The organism is Mycolicibacterium obuense (assembly GCF_055397605.1).
On record NZ_AP043663.1, the window covers coordinates 1,282,213 to 1,298,268 of the forward strand.

The window sequence follows — 16,056 nt, forward strand, 5'->3', positions numbered from 1 at the left end:
TGCTGGCGCTCTGGTGCATGGACTGGCCGGCGGTGGCCGCTGCGGCGGCGGCCGGCCTCCCGCCCACGGTGCCGGTCGCGGTCACACTCGCCAACCGGGTGGTGGCGTGTTCGGCTGCGGCGCGATCGGCGGGGGTGCGGCGCGGGATCCGGCGACGGGAATCCCAGGCGCGCTGCCCGGACCTGCATGTCGTCACCGCCGACCCGGCACGCGACGCCCGGCACTTCGAACGGGTGACCGTTGCCGTCGACGAGCTCGTGCCTCGGGCGGAGGTGCTGCGTCCGGGTCTACTGGCGCTGTCGGTACGCGGGGCCGCCCGGTACTTCGGCTCGGAGCAGGTGACGGCAGAACGGTTGGTCGATGCCGTGGCCGCAGTGGGTGCCGAGTGTCAGGTCGGCGTCGCCGACCAATTGCCCACGGCCGTCTTCGCCGCGAGAGCGGGCCGGATCGTCGACCCGGGATCGGATGCCGAGTTCCTGTCGGAACTGTCGGTCAAGGCGCTGGCCACCGAACCCAGCCTGGCCTCCGGGACCCGCGCTGAACTGGTAGATCTTTTGTGGCGCATGGGCATTCGGACGATAGGTCAATTCGCCGAGGTGTCCCGTAGCGATGTGGCGTCCCGCTTCGGCGCCGATGCGGTGGCTGCCCACCAGCTGGCGCGCGGGGAACCCGGTCGGGGTCCCTCCGGGCGAGAGCCCGATCAGGAACTCGACGTCGAGATGGACTGCGATCCACCCATCGAGCGGGTGGACGCGGCCGCTTTCGCCGGGCGGGCGCTGGCCGGCCGGCTGCACCGCAGCCTCGAGGCGGCGGGCGTGGGCTGTACCCGACTGGCCATCCATGCGGTGACCGCGAACGGTGGCGAGCTCGAACGCGTCTGGCGATGCGCCGAGCCTCTCACCGAAGACGCCACCGCCGACCGGGTGCGCTGGCAGCTCGACGGGTGGCTGAACCGCCGGCGGGCTGATGAGCGTCCCGGGGCGCCGATCACGATGCTGCGGCTGCGGCCGGTGGAGGTGGTCTCGGCCGAGGCTCTGCAGCTCCCGCTGTGGGGCGGGATCGGCGAGGAGGACCGGCTGCGTGCGCGGCGGGCGCTCGTGCGGGTCCAGGGGTTGCTCGGTCCCGATGCGGTGAAGGTGCCGGTTCTCAGCGGAGGGCGGGGCCCCGCCGAGCGCATCACCCTCACCCCGCTCGGCGACGAACTCGTCCCCCGGGCCGACCCCGGGCAGCCGTGGCCCGGGCAGCTTCCCGAGCCGTCGCCGTCGGTACTGCTCGACGATCCGGTGGACGTGCTCGACGCGCAGGGGAATCCGGTGCGCGTCACCGCGCGCGGCGTGTTCTCTTCCGATCCTGCCCAGCTCAGCGCGCCGGGCAGGTCCGGTCGGCTGTCCTGGTGGACCGGACCGTGGCCGGTCGACGAACGGTGGTGGGACACCGCGGCGGCCGGCGGAGGTCGCACCGCGCGCGCACAGGTGCTGCTCGGCGAGGATCGGCAGGAGGCGCTGCTGCTGTGCTATCGGCAGCGCCGGTGGTACATCGAGGGCCGGTATGAGTAGCCGCCCGAAAGACAGGAGCAGAGCCATATTGGTTGCACACAACTCAATTGCGTCCTATTGTTCAGGTGAGATCTTGGTCCCCACTGAAAGGACGACGCATGAAGACGCTCTACACCGCAGAAGCCCTGGCCACCGGCGAAGGCCGTGACGGCCACGGCCGGTCCTCGGACGGTCGCCTCGATTTCGATCTGGCCATCCCGAAGGAGATGGGTGGCAGTGGCAACGGCACCAATCCCGAGCAGCTCTTCGCCGTCGGGTACGCCGCATGCTTCCACTCCGCGCTGCGCCTGGTCGCCCGCCAGGACAAGGTCGACGTCTCGGATTCGGCCGTGGGCGCCCGGGTGTCGATCGGTCAGCTCGACAACGGCGGATTCGGTCTGGCCGTCGAACTCGAGATCACGCTGCCCAACGTCGACGCCGAGACCGCGCGCGAGGTGACCGAGAAGGCCCACCAGGTCTGCCCGTACTCCAACGCCACGCGCGGCAACATCGACGTGAAGCTCACCGTCACCGACGACTGACACTGCGGGCGAACATCGCGACCCGGTCGATGAAGTGGTCGAAGAACGCCGCCGCATCGACGTCGACGCCGACGAGTGCGTTGGGTTCGCGGCCCCAGTGGCCGCTCCAGTCCGCGATCGTCATGCCACGCGTCAGCGTCCCGGTCAGCTCGACGTCGACGGGGGCGGCTCGACAGGTCACCAGGTCAGGGTCGAGGGCGACCGCCGCAGCCAGCGGATCGTGCAGGTGGGCCAGGTACCCCTCGCCCTGATCGTGGTGGAACTCGAAGTAGAACCGCATCGCGTCTTCGAGCACCCGGATCACAGGGTTGTCGGCGGTCGAGGCCGTACCGCGTGGGTCGTGCACCGACATCATTCTCGAGGGTGCACCCGCGGCCTCGGCGAGCCGGCTCAGCAACTCCGGGGTCATCGCGATGTTCTCGGTGATGTTGAGCCCCAACACGATCGGCAGGTGCTCCGCACCATTCCAGGCCGCGAACACCTCGGCCGCCGATTCCGGATCGACGCTGGTGTTCCACTCCGCGACCGGGGTGGTGTTGCCGCGATAGTCGAAGGAGCCGCCCATGATCACCAGGCGGCGCAGCAGCGTCGGCAACTCCGGCTCGGCGCGCACCGCCAACGCCAGATTGGTCAGAGGTCCGGTGGCCAATCCGATCAGCTCGCCGGGACGGGCGTGCGCGGCACGAACCCACGCCTGCGCGGCGTCGTGGTCGGTGAGGCTCGCGGTGGCTGACGGAAGCTGTGCGTACCCCAACCCCTGCGGCCCGTGCGTGTCCTCGGCGGTGCGCAGCGGAATCGCCAGCGGCCCATCCGCACCCTTGGACACCGGAACCCCTGTGACGCCGCACAATTCGAGCAGGCCGAGGTTGTTCTCGCAGACCTGTTGCACACCGACGTTTCCCGCGGTCGAGGCAATTCCCACCACCTCGGCCTCTGCACTGCCGAACAGGTACACCAGCGCCATCGCGTCGTCGACGCCGGTGTCGACATCGCAGAACACCGGCAGGCGCGCTGTGCTCACCAGTGCACGCCGGGCACCAGTCGCACCGCCTGCTTGACCGGCCGTGGCACCCGCACCGCCGGCACCGTGCGCCGCGGCGGCCGGGCCGGGCGCGCCGGAATCGGGCGCTGTTCGGCCACACCTCGCGCGGCCGGCGAGTCGGGATACCCCAGATACAGCTGGTGCAGGACGCGGCGCGAGAGCCGGGGCGTGAAATAGGTGCCGAAATCCGAGAGCGTGCCGACCGGGGTGTCGATGCGCGGCGGCTTGTCGACCAGCCCGCGGATGACCATGGCGGCCGCGTGTTCGGCGGTGATCGGAGGCATCGGGTTGAGCCTACGTGACGGAGCGATCATCGGCGTCGCGACCAGCGGCATGTGGATGTTGGTGAACGTGATGTGATCCGAAAGGGTCTCGGTGCCAACGACTTCGGAGAATGCATCCAGAGCAGCCTTGCTGGGGATGTAGGCGCTGTATTTCGGGTTGCCCGCCTGGACCCCGGCGCTGGAGACGTTGACGACATGCCCGAACTGCCGCTCGCGCCAGTGGGGGAGCAGGGCCAGCACCATCCGCACCGGGCCGAAGTAGTTGACCGCCATCACGCGTTCGTAATCGTGCAACCGGTCCGTCGACGCGATCACCGATCGCCGGATCGACCGCCCGGCGTTGTTGACCAGATAGTCGACGTGCCCGAACTGCTCGAGGATGGCGGCGACGGTGCGGTCGACCGCCGCCGAGTCGGTGACGTCGCAGCAGAACGCGTGCGCCTGCCCGCCGGCGGCGCGGATCTCGGCGACCACCTCGTCGAGCGCGTCGGCATTGCGGCCCAACGCGAACACGCATGCGCCCCGAGCGGCCACCGCGATGGCCGAGGCCCGGCCGATCCCGCTCGAGGCGCCGGTGATGATGACATGCCGGCCGACCAACGGATCGTCGCGGCGTGCTCGGTTCGGGTCCAGATGCTGCGCCCAGTAGCGCCACAGCCGCGGCGCGTAGTCGGCGAACTCGGGCACCGTGATCCCGGTGCCGCGCAATGCCTCATCGGTGTGTGCGCGGGTGAAGGTCGGTTCCAGTTCGACCACGTCGAGGATCTCGGCCGGCAGGCCGAACTGGGTGGCGGCCATGTCCCGCACCACTTTTGCGCGCCCTCGGGCGTGCAGGAACGGGCCGGCCACGCCCCGTGGCAGTGACCCCACCAGCGGAGGCAGGCCCGCCGCCGGCGCCACACCGCGATAGATGCCGCGCAACCCGGTCGTCGTCGGAGCGGTCAGGTGGAACGTCTGTCCGTCGCGTCCGTCGAGATGGCCGAGCGTCGTGATCGCGTCGACAACGTAGTCGACGGGCACGAGGTTGGTGCGACCTGCAGCGGGCAGCATCATCGGGGTGAAACGGGGCAACGCCGCCAGCGTGGCCAGGATCGGGAAGAAGTAGTAGGGCCCGTCGACTTTGTCCATCTCGCCGGTCCGGGAGTCGCCCACGACGACTGCGGGTCGGTAGATGCGGTAGCGCAGTCCGGCCGTCGAGCGGACCAACAGCTCGGCCTCGAACTTGGTCTGGTGATAGGGCGTCGGCAGCTGCTGACCGACGTCGAGATCGTCCTCGGTGAACTCGCCGCGGAACGTGCCCGCCACGGCGATGGACGACACGTGGTGCAGCGTGGCGCCCAGGCGCAGGGCCAGCGCGATGACCGACCGGGTGCCCTCCACATTCGCGGCCCGCTGCTGATCCTCGGGTGCGGTGATGTCGTAGAGCGCGGCGCAGTGCATGACGTGGTCGACCGGACCGAGTGCGACGAGCTGCCGGTCATCGAGACCCAGCGCGGGTGATGTCAGGTCGCCGACCAGCGGTGACACCCGCTCGTCCCACCCTTCGGCCAGGTGTGCGAACCGGTTCAACGACTGTCCGCGCACCAGAACGTGCACCGCCTCGGTGCCCGGACGGGCCAGGAGCCGGTCCACGAGGTGACGTCCCAAGAACCCGGTACCGCCGGTAACGACATAGCGCATGCGGGACATGTTCGCCTGCTGACGGGCAAACGTCAACAATCGCACCGGGACGCAGCGGATGACGGCGGAGAGCCTAGAAGGTGCAGGGCATACTGCGGATGCCGTGGATGAAGTTGCCCACCAGGTATTCCGGTTCGCCGGCCGAGATGTCGGGCAGCTGATGCAGCAACTCACCGATGATCGCTCGCAGCTGCGCTCGAGCGAGGTTCGCGCCCAGGCAGAAATGCACGCCGCCACCGCCGAATCCGACGTGCGGGTTGGGGTGACGGCCGAGGTCGAGACGCTCAGGGTGGTCGAACACCTCGGTGTCGAAGTTGCCCGACGAGTAGAACATCACGACCTTCTCGCCGGCGCCGATCGGTTGCCCGGCGATCTCGGTGTCCTTGGCGGCCGTCCGGCGGAACGTCATCACCGGCGACGACCATCGGACGAACTCCTCCACCGCCGTGCCGATCCGGTTGTCGAAGTCCTCCATCAGCCACGCGCGCTGGTCGGGAAAGTCGGTCAACGCCTTCAGGGCGTGGCTGGTGGTCTGGCGGGTGGTGTCGTTGCCGGCCACCGCGAGCAGCACGAAGAACGCCGCGACGTCGTTGTCGGACAACCGGTCCCCGTCCACCTCGGCGTTGACGAGCGCACTGAAGAGGTCGTCTCCCGGATTCTCGCGCCGTTCTGCGGCGAGTCGGTTGGCCACCTGATGGACGTACATCTGCGCTTCGAACAGAACCTCCAACGGCGGACGGCCCCCGAGGAACACCGGATCGGCCCAGGACACCATCGCGTCAGCGGAGTGGGCGATCTGTTGGCGCTCGGCCTCGGGAATGCCGACCATGTCCGACAGCGTGCGGATCGGTAGTTCCTTGGCGCAGTGCTTGACGAAATCGGCCCCGCTGCCGGCGGCGCGCAGTTCCGCGACGATCGTCGCGGCGTTGGCCTTGATGGAATCCTCGATGCGGCGGACCTGCCGCGGGGTGAAGGCGGCACTGACCAGTTTCCGCAGGAACGTGTGCCGGGGCGGGTCCATCGCCAGGAACGACTGCGACGCTTCGAGCAGTTCCACGGGAACGTTCTCGAACAGCACGCCCTGGCCCGACAGGAAGGTCTCGTTGTCCCGGCTGATCGCGACGATGTCGTCGCGGCGCGTGACCGCCCAGAAGCCGGGATCGTCGGGGTCGGCCATCAGCGAATCCTCGACCGGAGGGTGCCAGCTCACCGGTCGCTCGCCGCGCAGCGCGGCGAAGGAGTCCTCGCGCTCACGCGCCGTGGTCGCCCAGAACGCGCGGGACGACAGATCGACGGGGTCGTAGGGGCGCGGAGTGGCAGCAGTCGCTGTCATGGGACAACCTCCATCTGTATGACACCGGTCACAGTCACTGACCGTGCCGACACTATGTCTAGACATGGTGTCCAGTCAACCTGTCTGGACGCGATGTCCACATCGGGTGTCATACTGACGCGATGGCGCCTGTCACCCGAAAGCCGCAGGCCACGCGCGAGCAACGCCGTGAAGAGATCGAGCGACGGCTGCTGGACGCGACCGAACGGCTGATGCGGGACGGGGCGAGTTTCACCGAACTCAGCGTCGACCGGCTGGCCACCGAGGCCGGCATGTCCCGGGCCAACTTCTACGTCTACTTCCAGGACAAGGGCGATCTGGTGACCCGCCTGGCCCGCCAGGTGTTCGGCGACCTGGCCGACAGCGCAGAACTCTGGTGGGGTGTGGCCTCGCGCCGCGACCCCCGCGACATCCACGCCGCCATGTCGGGCATCATCGCCGGCTACCGGCGCCATCAACCGGTGCTCATCGCGCTGAACGAGATGTCCGGCTACGACCCGCTGGTCGCGTCCACCTACCGCGAACTGCTCACCGCGATCGCCGCGCGCCTGACGACGGTGATCGAGGACGGGCAGGCAGCAGGCGCCATACGAGCGGAATTGCCGGCGACCACCACCGCCAGCGCACTGTGCTGGATGGTGGAGCGCGCCTGCCAGCAGAACCTGCCCGAGCGGCCCGCGGACTACGACGCCGAGCTCGCGGTGAGTCTGACCGAGATCGCCTGGGGCGCGCTGTATCTGACCCCGATCCCGCGTACGTAGCGCAACCGAAACAATCGGGGCCTACCGTGACGCCATGGCGTCACGTCGGCGGTCCGCCCTGCTCGACAAGCTCGTCGTCGACCAGCCGGGCCGGCCCCAGCACGCGATCCTCGACGAGTTGCGCCGAGTGATCCTCTACTGTGCGGTGCCGCCCGGCAGCCCCATTCCGCTGGCCGATGTCGCCGATCTGTTCGGCGTGAGCCAGATTCCGGTACGCGAAGCGCTCAAGACGCTGATCGGAGAAGGGCTGGTGGCGCACCGGAGCAATGCCGGATATGCGGTGGCACAGCTGACCCGCCAGGAACTGCGCGAAATGTACATCGTGCGAGAAACATTGGAGACGGCCTCGCTGGCGGCGGCAATCGCCAATGCCACCGACGCCGATCGCGCGGCCATCATGACCGCCAACGACGTCCTGCACGAGGCGCTGCGCGCCGACGATCCGGCTGCCTACCACCGGCAGAGCCGCGAGTTCCACCTCGCTCTCACGCGGCCGTCACGCATGTACCGGCTGCTGCACATGCTCGAATCCGCCTGGAACGTCACCGAACCGGTGCAGTCGATGGTGCACGTGCGTGCCGCGGACCGGGCGGACCTGCACGCCGACCACTGCCAAATGGTGCGGGCGTTCCTCGCCGGCGACGTGGAGGAGTTGCTCACCGCGTCCGAGACGCACTCCCAGCGCCTCAACGCCCTGATCGCTACGCTCCCGACCGATGCCGGCTTACTGGCAGCGGATATATCTTTCCCGCAATAACGGAGTGTTTTCGCCGAAACACCGGCGCAACACACCGTGGTTACGGTCCGCCCATGACCGAGATCGACACGCCCCAGGCTGCCAAGGATCTCCCGCCCGGCACGGTCGTCGGCGCAGGGGACATCGTCGAAGCGTCCGGTCACCCTGTCGGGGGTGGCGTCATCAAACCCGGGTACGACCCACGGTTGACCAACGAGGACCTCGCGCCCCTGGGCAAGCAGACCTGGTCCTCGTACAACATCTTCGCGTTCTGGATGTCCGACGTGCACAGCGTCGGCGGCTACGTCACCGCGGGCAGTCTCTTCGCGCTCGGGCTCGCCAGCTGGCAGGTACTGGTCGCACTGCTGATCGGCATCGTGATCGTCAACGTGTTCTGCAACCTGGTGGCCAAACCCAGTCAGGCCACCGGTGTCCCGTATCCGGTGATCTGCCGCAGCGTGTTCGGCGTGCTGGGCGCCAACATCCCGGCGATCATCCGCGGCCTGATCGCGGTGGCCTGGTACGGCATCCAGACCTACCTGGCCTCGGCGGCCCTGGATGTCGTTCTGCTCAAACTGTTTCCCGGCCTCGCCCCGTACGCCGACGTCGACACGCACGGTTTCCTCGGGTTGCCACTGCTGGGCTGGGGCAGCTTCATCTTGCTGTGGATCCTGCAGGCGTGCGTCTTCTGGCGCGGTATGGAGGCGATCCGCCGGTTCATCGACTTCTGCGGCCCCGCAGTGTATGTCGTGATGTTCCTGCTGTGCGGCTACCTGATCTACAAGGCCGGCTGGGGAGCGATCGACCTCAACCTCGGCGACGTCACCTACACCGGGCTCGATTCGGTGCCGGTCATGCTCGGCGCCATCGCGCTGGTCGTCTCCTACTTCTCCGGTCCGATGCTCAACTTCGGCGACTTCTCCCGCTACGGCAAGTCGTTCGCCGCCGTCAAGCGCGGCAACTTCCTCGGGCTCCCGGTGAACTTCCTGGTGTTCTCACTGTTGGTGGTCGTCACCGCGTCGCTGACGGTGCCGGTGTTCGGCGAGCTGATCACCGATCCCGTCACCACCGTCGCGCGTATCGACTCGACCTTCGCGATCGTGTTGGGCGCGTTGACGTTCACCATCGCGACCATCGGCATCAACATCGTCGCCAACTTCATCTCCCCGGCCTTCGATTTCTCCAACGTCAGCCCGCAGCGGATCAGCTGGCGCGCCGGCGGCATGATCGCGGCGGTCGGATCGGTCCTGATCACGCCGTGGAATCTGTACAACAACCCGGAGGTCATCCACTACACGCTCGAGACGCTCGGAGCGTTCATCGGCCCGCTGTTCGGGGTGCTGATCGCGCACTACTACCTGGTGCACAAGCAGCGCGTCGTGATCGATGACATGTTCACGCTGGACGAGAACGGAACCTATTACTACACAAAGGGATACAACCCCGCGGCGGTCATCACGACCGTCGTCGCCGCCGTGGTCGCGGTGATCCCGGTCCTGCTGGGCGGCTCGGTGGTCGGCATGCACACCGCCGCGCAGTACAGCTGGTTCATCGGGTGTGGCATCGGTTTCGGGCTCTACTACCTGCTGGCCACCCGAACCGCCCGGTTCGCCGTCGCGCCCGTTGCGTGATGGGCGAGCGCCAGGACTAACGCTCGGGCGGGTGGACCTCGCGCCAGTGCTCGGCGATCTCGATGCGCCGGGCCAGCCACACGTGATCGTGGGACAGCACGTGGTCGAGGAACCTCTCCACCGCTCGGCTGCGCGCGGGCCTGCCCGCCAGCCGGCAGTGCAGTCCTACTGACAGCATCTTGGGCCGTCCGGCGAGCCCCTCGGCGTACAGCACGTCGAAGGCGTCGCGCAGATGGGCGAAGAACTCCTCACCGTTGGAGAAGCCTGCGGGAGAGGCGAATCGCATGTCGTTGGTGTCCAGCGTGTAGGGCACCACGAGATGGTTCGTTTCGCTGACCCGCACCCAGTAGGGCAGATCGTCGGCGTAGGAGTCGGAGTCGTAGGCGAACCCGCCGTGCTCGACCACCAGTCCGCGGGTGTGGGGAGAGTCGCGCCCTGTGTACCACCCCCGCGGTGCCGCTCCGGTCAGCTCCCGCAGGATCGCCACGGCCTCGGCCATGTGCCTGCGCTCGACGTCTTCGGGAATTCGCTGATAGGAGATCCATCGCAGGCCGTGGCAGGCGATCTCGTGGCCCAGCTCGGTGAACGCCGCCGCGGCGTCGGGGTTGCGCTGCAGGGCGCGGGCGACCGCGAAAACCGTCAAGGGGACCCCGCGGCGCGAGAACACGTCCAGCAGTCGCCACAGCCCGGCGCGCGACCCGTATTCGTACAGTGACTCCATGCTCATGTGGCGGTCGGGGAACGCCTCGGCCGGCGTCATCTCCGACAGGAAGGTCTCCGAGGCCGGATCGCCGTGCAGGACCGAATTCTCGGCGCCCTCCTCGTAATTGAGGACGAACTGGACTGCGATCGCGGCGCCACCGGGCCACTGCGGGTCGGGCGGCGTGCGGCCGTAGCCGACCATGTCGCGCGGGTAGCTGTCGGGTTCCGCGTCGGCCATCGGATCATCGTCACAGAAGACGCGCCCCGCGGCGCGCCGAGGACAGGAAGGCTTGCCAAGCCGCACCACCATGGCATAGGGAATGAGCCATGCCCATCGATCCGAACGCCGTCGGCGTCACCACCCCTGCCCAGACCTTCCGCTGGAAGGATCGGGACACCCTGCTCTACGCGCTCGGCGTCGGCGCGGGCATCGCGGATCTCGCCTTCACCACCGAGAACAGCCACGACATCGCCCAGCAGGTGCTGCCCACCTACGCGGTGATCGCGTGTTCGCCGTTCGCCGCGGCCGGGGTCATCGGGTCGTTCGACTTCTCGAAGCTGCTGCACGGTTCACAGAGCGTCCGTCTGTTCGCACCGCTGCCCGCCGCCGGAGAGCTCAGCGTCGTCAACGAGGTCGCCGACATCCAGGACAAGGGCGAGGGCAAGAACGCGATCGTCATGCTCAAGGCCACCGGCAGCGATCCGGCGACCGGCCAAGCGGTCGCCGAGACTGTGACCACGTTGGTGATCCGCGGTGCGGGCGGCTTCGGTGGACAGCCCGGTTCGCGGCCCGCTGCACCCGAGATCCCCGACCGTGAACCCGATGCGACGGTCGCTCTGCCCACCCGCGAGGACCAGGCGCTGCTGTATCGGCTCTCCGGGGACCGCAACCCGCTCCACAGCGATCCGTGGTTTGCTGGTTTGGCCGGTTTCCCGAAGCCGATCCTGCACGGACTGTGCACCTACGGAGTTGCGGGCCGCGCACTCGTCGCGGAGCTCGGCGCCGGCGACGCCACTCGCCTCACTGCGATCTCGGCCCGGTTCACCTCTCCGGTCTTCCCCGGCGAGACGCTGACGACGTCGATCTGGCGGACCGCTGAAGGGCGCGCGGTGTTCCGTACCGAAGCGGCCGCCCCGGACGGATCGAACGCGCGGCTGGTCCTCGAGGACGGTGACGCGGAGTTCGTCGCCTGAGGCCTCGCTGGGTCGCGGGTGTTGATTAGGTGGGCAAGTATTTGCTGCGCTGGTAATCTTCGCCTGTGGGTGGGGGTCATGACCTGAGTCGTAGGAGAGCTCGCCGGAGCCGCGCGCATGCGTGAACGTTTGCGCTTTTCGTGGCTTGGCGCAATCGGTGCTGCGCTGTGGGGTGCCGACCACTACTACTGGTTTACTGCCATCCTCGCGGCCCGGGGCATGCAGACCGCCACGTGCCGGCTGGTCGCCCTGTGTATCGCCTCCCTCGGTCTACTTCCCCTCGGACTTCTCGCCAGCCCGGCGGGCCCTCAGACGTCGACGGGGCGGATCGCCACGGTGGTCATCGCGCTGAGCTGTTGCGCGTTGGCCACGCTGTGGCTGCGGGCGCACTGGCCGACACGGGCGCAGTCACTGCTCTGCGTACTGGTCGCGTCGGCGGCCATCGGGGTGTCGATTCTGATCCAGACCAATCCCGTGGTCGGGCTGACCGGGGCGGCCAACTACGCCGTGCTGACGGCGTTCGTGGTGAGCTTCCACACCCCGCGCCTGCTGACGGCGGTCTGGTCGGTCGGGGCGGTGACGCTGGGTGTGCTGATCGTCCACGTGGCGGCCGACGACCTGGCGCTGGCTGTGTGTGCGGCCGGGATCATCGTGTTGCTCAACGTGTTCGTCGCGTTCGCCTGCCGGGCGATGCTCGTGCTGATCCAGCCCGACACCCACCACGGCGACATCGAGCAGTTGACGGGGTTGTTGCACCGGGACGCGTTCTATCAGGCCGTGGCGACACTGCTCGCCTCGCGTAGCCGCAGCGACGACAGATACCTGGTCGTGGTCGCGGTGAACATCGACAGCTTCTCGCTGCTGCTCGGGTTGAGCGGGGCCAGCGGCGGCAACCGGGCCCGGGTGTCGGTCGGGCAGGCGCTGCGCGAGGTCGTGCGGCACAACGCGATCGTCGCGCACGTGTCCGACCACGACTTCCTCGTCGCCGACACGTTCACCACCGCCGACGCGTCCCCGCTGGTCGAGCGGATTCGCGGCGCGATATCTGTGACGCCCCAGCGCTTGACCGCCAGCATCGGCGTGGTCTGCACACCCCTGCCGCCGCTGGCGGCAGAGCCGCCCGACGATGTGCTGGACAAACTGATCGCGATCGCCAACCAGGCCATCGAGCAGGCCAGGATGGCAGGCGGCAACCAGGTCCGCTACGTGCTGCGGCCGACGCTCGACGAAGACCCGGACGATGACGAGCCGCAGCCCGACAACGGCAGGATCGCCTAACGCATCGAACGGATGTTCGATAGACTGCCCGGGTGGGTTGGCACAACGGTCCGCCGGGCTGGGGCGAGATGGAACGCGTCCTCAACAGCAAGCCGCGCCGTGCCGGCTGGCCCATCGACGAGCAGGTCGGAGACGGCGGTGACAGCCCCGCCTGGTCGCGCAAGCGGGGGGAGTACCAGCCACCGGAGGCGCCGAGCGGTCCACGCTCGGCCCCGCATTCGTCGATACCGTATGCCGAGTTGCACACCCACTCCGCCTACAGCTTCCTCGACGGTGCGAGCACGCCCGAGGAGCTCGTCGAGGAAGCGGATCGGCTGGGCCTGCGGGCCATCGCGCTGACCGATCACGACGGCCTGTACGGCGTGGTGCGGTTCGCTGAGGCCGCCAGGGAACTCGACATGGCAACCGTGTTCGGCGCCGAATTGTCCCTCGGGGGAGGGAGCCGCACCGACGATCCCGACCCGGCGGGGCCGCACCTGCTGGTTCTGGCCCGGGGGCCGGAGGGATACCGGCGGCTGTCCCGCCAGCTGGCCGCGGCACACCTGGCCGGCGGAGAGAAAGGCGTGCTGCGCTATGACTACGACGCGCTGACCGACGCCGCAGGTGGACACTGGCAGATCCTCACCGGTTGCCGAAAAGGTCATGTCCGCCGCGCGCTGTCCACCGGCGGCCCGGACGCCGCGGCCGCTGCGCTCGCCGATCTGGTGGACAGGTTCGGCCGTGACCGGGTCACCGTCGAACTCACCCACCACGGGCATCCCCACGACGGCGAACGCAACGCCGCACTGGCCGCACTCGCACCTCGCTTCGGGGTGGGTGTCATCGCCACCACCGGTGCGCATTTCGCCGAGCCGTCCCGTGGTCGGCTCGCGATGGCGATGGGCGCGATCCGGGCCAGGCATTCGTTGGACGAGGCCGCGGGATATCTCGCCCCGCTGGGTGGTGCACATCTACGTTCGGGGGAGGAGATGGCGCGGATGTTCGCCCACTGTCCCGAGGTGGTCAGTGCCGCAGCCGAACTCGGCGAGCAGTGTGCGTTCGGACTGGCGCTCATCGCGCCCCAGCTGCCGCCCTTCGAGGTTCCGGCCGGCCACACCGAGAACAGTTGGCTGCGGCACCTGGTGATGCAGGGCGCGCGGGAGCGCTACGGCCCGCCCGATCGTTCTCCGCGGGCCTACGCGCAGATCGAGCACGAGCTGCGGATCATCGAGCAGCTCAACTTCCCGGGGTATTTCCTCGTGGTGCACGACATCACCCGGTTCTGCCGGAAGAACGACATCCTGTCCCAGGGGCGGGGTTCGGCGGCCAACTCGGCAGTCTGCTACGCGTTGAAGGTCACCAATGTCGATCCGGTGGCCAATGATCTGCTGTTCGAACGATTCCTGTCCCCGGCCCGCGACGGCCCACCCGACATCGACATCGACATCGAATCCGATCTGCGCGAGGACGCCATCCAGTACGTCTATCGGCGCTATGGCCGCGAGTACGCCGCACAGGTCGCCAACGTGATCACCTACCGTGGTCGCAGCGCCGTCCGTGACATGGCGCGTGCGCTCGGATTCTCCCAGGGGCAGCAGGATGCGTGGAGCAAGCAGCTCAGCCAATGGGGCAACCTGGCTGACGTCACCCACGTCGAAGGCATTCCCGAGCAGGTCATCGACCTGGCGCAACAGATCTCCAATCTGCCGCGGCACATGGGAATTCACTCCGGCGGCATGGTGATCTGCGATCGGCCCATCGCCGACGTGTGCCCGGTGGAGTGGGCGCGCATGGAGAATCGCAGCGTGCTGCAGTGGGACAAAGACGACTGCGCGGCAATCGGATTGGTCAAGTTCGACATGCTGGGGCTCGGCATGCTCTCGGCGCTGCACTACTGCATCGACCTGGTCGCCGAGCACAAAGGCATCGACGTGGATCTGGCGGCGTTGGACCTGTCCGAGGCCGCGGTCTACGAGATGCTGCAGCGTGCCGACTCCGTCGGGGTGTTCCAGGTGGAATCGCGGGCGCAGATGGCCACCCTGCCCCGGCTGAAACCGCGGGTGTTCTACGACCTGGTGGTCGAGGTGGCGTTGATCCGGCCCGGCCCGATCCAGGGCGGGTCGGTGCACCCGTACATCAAGCGGCGCAACGGTGAGGAAGAGGTCGTCTACGACCATCCGTCCATGGAGTCGGCCCTGCGAAAGACGTTGGGGGTGCCACTGTTCCAAGAACAGCTCATGCAGCTGGCCGTGGACTGTGCGGGGTTCTCGGCCGCCGAGGCCGATCAGCTGCGCCGCGCCATGGGTTCGAAACGCTCCACCGAGAAGATGCGGCGGCTGCGGGGGCGGTTCTTCGACGGGATGGCCGAGCTGCACGGCATCACCGGAGACGTCGCGCAACGGATCTACGAGAAACTCGAAGCATTTGCGAATTTCGGCTTCCCCGAGAGTCATTCGCTGAGTTTCGCCTCGCTGGTGTTCTACTCGTCGTGGTTCAAGCTGCACCATCCGGCGGCGTTCTGCGCCGCGCTGCTGCGTGCGCAGCCGATGGGGTTCTACTCGCCGCAGTCCCTGGTCGCCGATGCCCGTCGCCACGGCGTGGTGGTGCACGGCCCCGACGTCAATGCCAGCCTCGCCCACGCCACGCTGGAGAACGCGGGGACCGAGGTGCGGCTCGGGCTCGGGGCCGTCCGGCACATCGGCGACGACCTGGCGCAGCGGCTGGTCGAAGAGCGGGCCCGCGGACCGTTCGCCTCGCTGCTCGACCTGACCGGGCGCGTGCAGCTGAGCGTGCCGCAGACCGAGGCGCTGGCCACCGCCGGTGCGCTGGGCTGTTTCGGCATCACCCGGCGGGAAGGGTTGTGGGCTGCCGGGGCGGCCGCCGCCGAACGTCCCGACCGGTTGCCCGGGGTGGGTTCGTCGTCGCATGTCCCGTCACTGCCCGGGATGACGGAGCTGGAGCTGACCGCGGCCGATGTATGGGCGACAGGGGTGTCGCCCGACCGGTATCCGACCGAGTTCCTGCGCGAGAACCTCGACGCCATGGGGGTCGTGCCGGCCGATCAGCTGCTGTCGGTGCCCGACGGCACCCGCGTGTTGGTCGCCGGTGCGGTGACTCACCGGCAGCGGCCCGCGACGGCGCAGGGGGTCACGTTCGTCAACCTCGAGGACGAGACCGGGATGGTCAACGTGCTGTGCATGCCGGCGGTGTGGGCGCGGCACCGCAGGTTGGCCCAGACCGCGGCGGCGCTGGTGGTGCGCGGAATCGTGCAGAACGCGACCGGAGCGGTGACGGTCGTGGCCGATCGGATGGGCCCGCTGAGCCTGCGGGTGGCGTCCAAATCCCGCGATTTCCGCTGA

At 68.4% G+C, this 16,056-nt stretch carries 12 protein-coding genes; 8 read left to right on the plus strand and 4 right to left on the minus strand.

Going from position 1 to position 16,056, the window contains the following annotated elements; genetic code table 11:
• Nucleotides 1-17 precede the first annotated feature (17 nt).
• Together ACZ50N_RS06230 and ACZ50N_RS06235 are read left to right on the plus strand one after the other, a co-directional pair.
• Nucleotides 18-1,556 (plus strand): DNA polymerase Y family protein, encoded by a 1,539-nt coding sequence (locus ACZ50N_RS06230; protein WP_464475598.1) that lies wholly within the window; start codon nucleotides 18-20, stop codon nucleotides 1,554-1,556.
• A 98-nt stretch (nucleotides 1,557-1,654) separates the two neighbouring features.
• Complete coding sequence (locus tag ACZ50N_RS06235) at nucleotides 1,655-2,077, plus strand: organic hydroperoxide resistance protein (protein WP_046361738.1); 423 nt, start codon at nucleotides 1,655-1,657, stop codon at nucleotides 2,075-2,077.
• On the opposite strand, the gene ACZ50N_RS06240 is transcribed toward ACZ50N_RS06235, so the two are convergent.
• The 3 genes from ACZ50N_RS06240 to ACZ50N_RS06250 form a co-directional block, all read right to left on the minus strand.
• The gene (locus tag ACZ50N_RS06240; protein WP_464474922.1) at nucleotides 2,064-3,098 is read right to left on the minus strand and encodes a nucleoside hydrolase; all 1,035 of its coding nucleotides are present in this window, start codon (nucleotides 3,096-3,098) and stop codon (nucleotides 2,064-2,066) included. The two genes, ACZ50N_RS06235 and ACZ50N_RS06240, sit on opposite strands and share 14 nt — an antisense overlap.
• Nucleotides 3,095-5,083: an SDR family oxidoreductase gene (locus ACZ50N_RS06245; RefSeq protein ID WP_464474923.1), complete on the minus strand. Its 1,989-nt coding sequence runs from the start codon at nucleotides 5,081-5,083 to the stop codon at nucleotides 3,095-3,097. Before ACZ50N_RS06245 ends, ACZ50N_RS06240 begins: the two co-directional genes overlap by 4 nt.
• Before the next feature lie 73 nt (nucleotides 5,084-5,156).
• Nucleotides 5,157-6,416, minus strand: coding sequence for a cytochrome P450 (locus ACZ50N_RS06250; protein ID WP_464474924.1), 1,260 nt, complete (start codon nucleotides 6,414-6,416; stop codon nucleotides 5,157-5,159).
• Between the two features lie 122 nt (nucleotides 6,417-6,538).
• Between ACZ50N_RS06250 and ACZ50N_RS06255 the strand changes: the two genes are divergently transcribed.
• From ACZ50N_RS06255 to ACZ50N_RS06265, 3 genes are read left to right on the plus strand one after another with little or no spacing between them, the layout of a single operon-like run.
• A complete protein-coding gene (locus ACZ50N_RS06255) occupies nucleotides 6,539-7,177 on the plus strand; it encodes a TetR/AcrR family transcriptional regulator (protein ID WP_073682932.1) in 639 nt (212 codons plus the stop codon).
• A 34-nt stretch (nucleotides 7,178-7,211) separates the two neighbouring features.
• A complete protein-coding gene (locus tag ACZ50N_RS06260) occupies nucleotides 7,212-7,934 on the plus strand; it encodes a GntR family transcriptional regulator (RefSeq protein WP_048424644.1) in 723 nt (240 codons plus the stop codon).
• 53 nt (nucleotides 7,935-7,987) lie between these two features.
• The gene (locus ACZ50N_RS06265) at nucleotides 7,988-9,544 is read left to right on the plus strand and encodes an NCS1 family nucleobase:cation symporter-1 (RefSeq protein ID WP_464474925.1); all 1,557 of its coding nucleotides are present in this window, start codon (nucleotides 7,988-7,990) and stop codon (nucleotides 9,542-9,544) included.
• Nucleotides 9,545-9,560: 16 nt separating this feature from the next.
• On the opposite strand, the gene puuE is transcribed toward ACZ50N_RS06265, so the two are convergent.
• On the minus strand, nucleotides 9,561-10,484 hold the full coding sequence (puuE, locus tag ACZ50N_RS06270; RefSeq protein ID WP_464474926.1) for an allantoinase PuuE: 924 nt from the start codon (nucleotides 10,482-10,484) through the stop codon (nucleotides 9,561-9,563).
• Nucleotides 10,485-10,573: 89 nt separating this feature from the next.
• Between puuE and ACZ50N_RS06275 the strand changes: the two genes are divergently transcribed.
• The 3 genes from ACZ50N_RS06275 (at nucleotide 10,574) to ACZ50N_RS06285 (ending at nucleotide 16,056) form a co-directional block, all read left to right on the plus strand.
• Complete coding sequence (locus ACZ50N_RS06275) at nucleotides 10,574-11,440, plus strand: MaoC/PaaZ C-terminal domain-containing protein (RefSeq protein WP_464474927.1); 867 nt, start codon at nucleotides 10,574-10,576, stop codon at nucleotides 11,438-11,440.
• A gap of 117 nt (nucleotides 11,441-11,557) precedes the next feature.
• Nucleotides 11,558-12,718: a diguanylate cyclase domain-containing protein gene (locus tag ACZ50N_RS06280; RefSeq protein WP_464474928.1), complete on the plus strand. Its 1,161-nt coding sequence runs from the start codon at nucleotides 11,558-11,560 to the stop codon at nucleotides 12,716-12,718.
• Nucleotides 12,719-12,750: 32 nt separating this feature from the next.
• The gene (locus ACZ50N_RS06285) at nucleotides 12,751-16,056 is read left to right on the plus strand and encodes an error-prone DNA polymerase (protein ID WP_464474929.1); all 3,306 of its coding nucleotides are present in this window, start codon (nucleotides 12,751-12,753) and stop codon (nucleotides 16,054-16,056) included.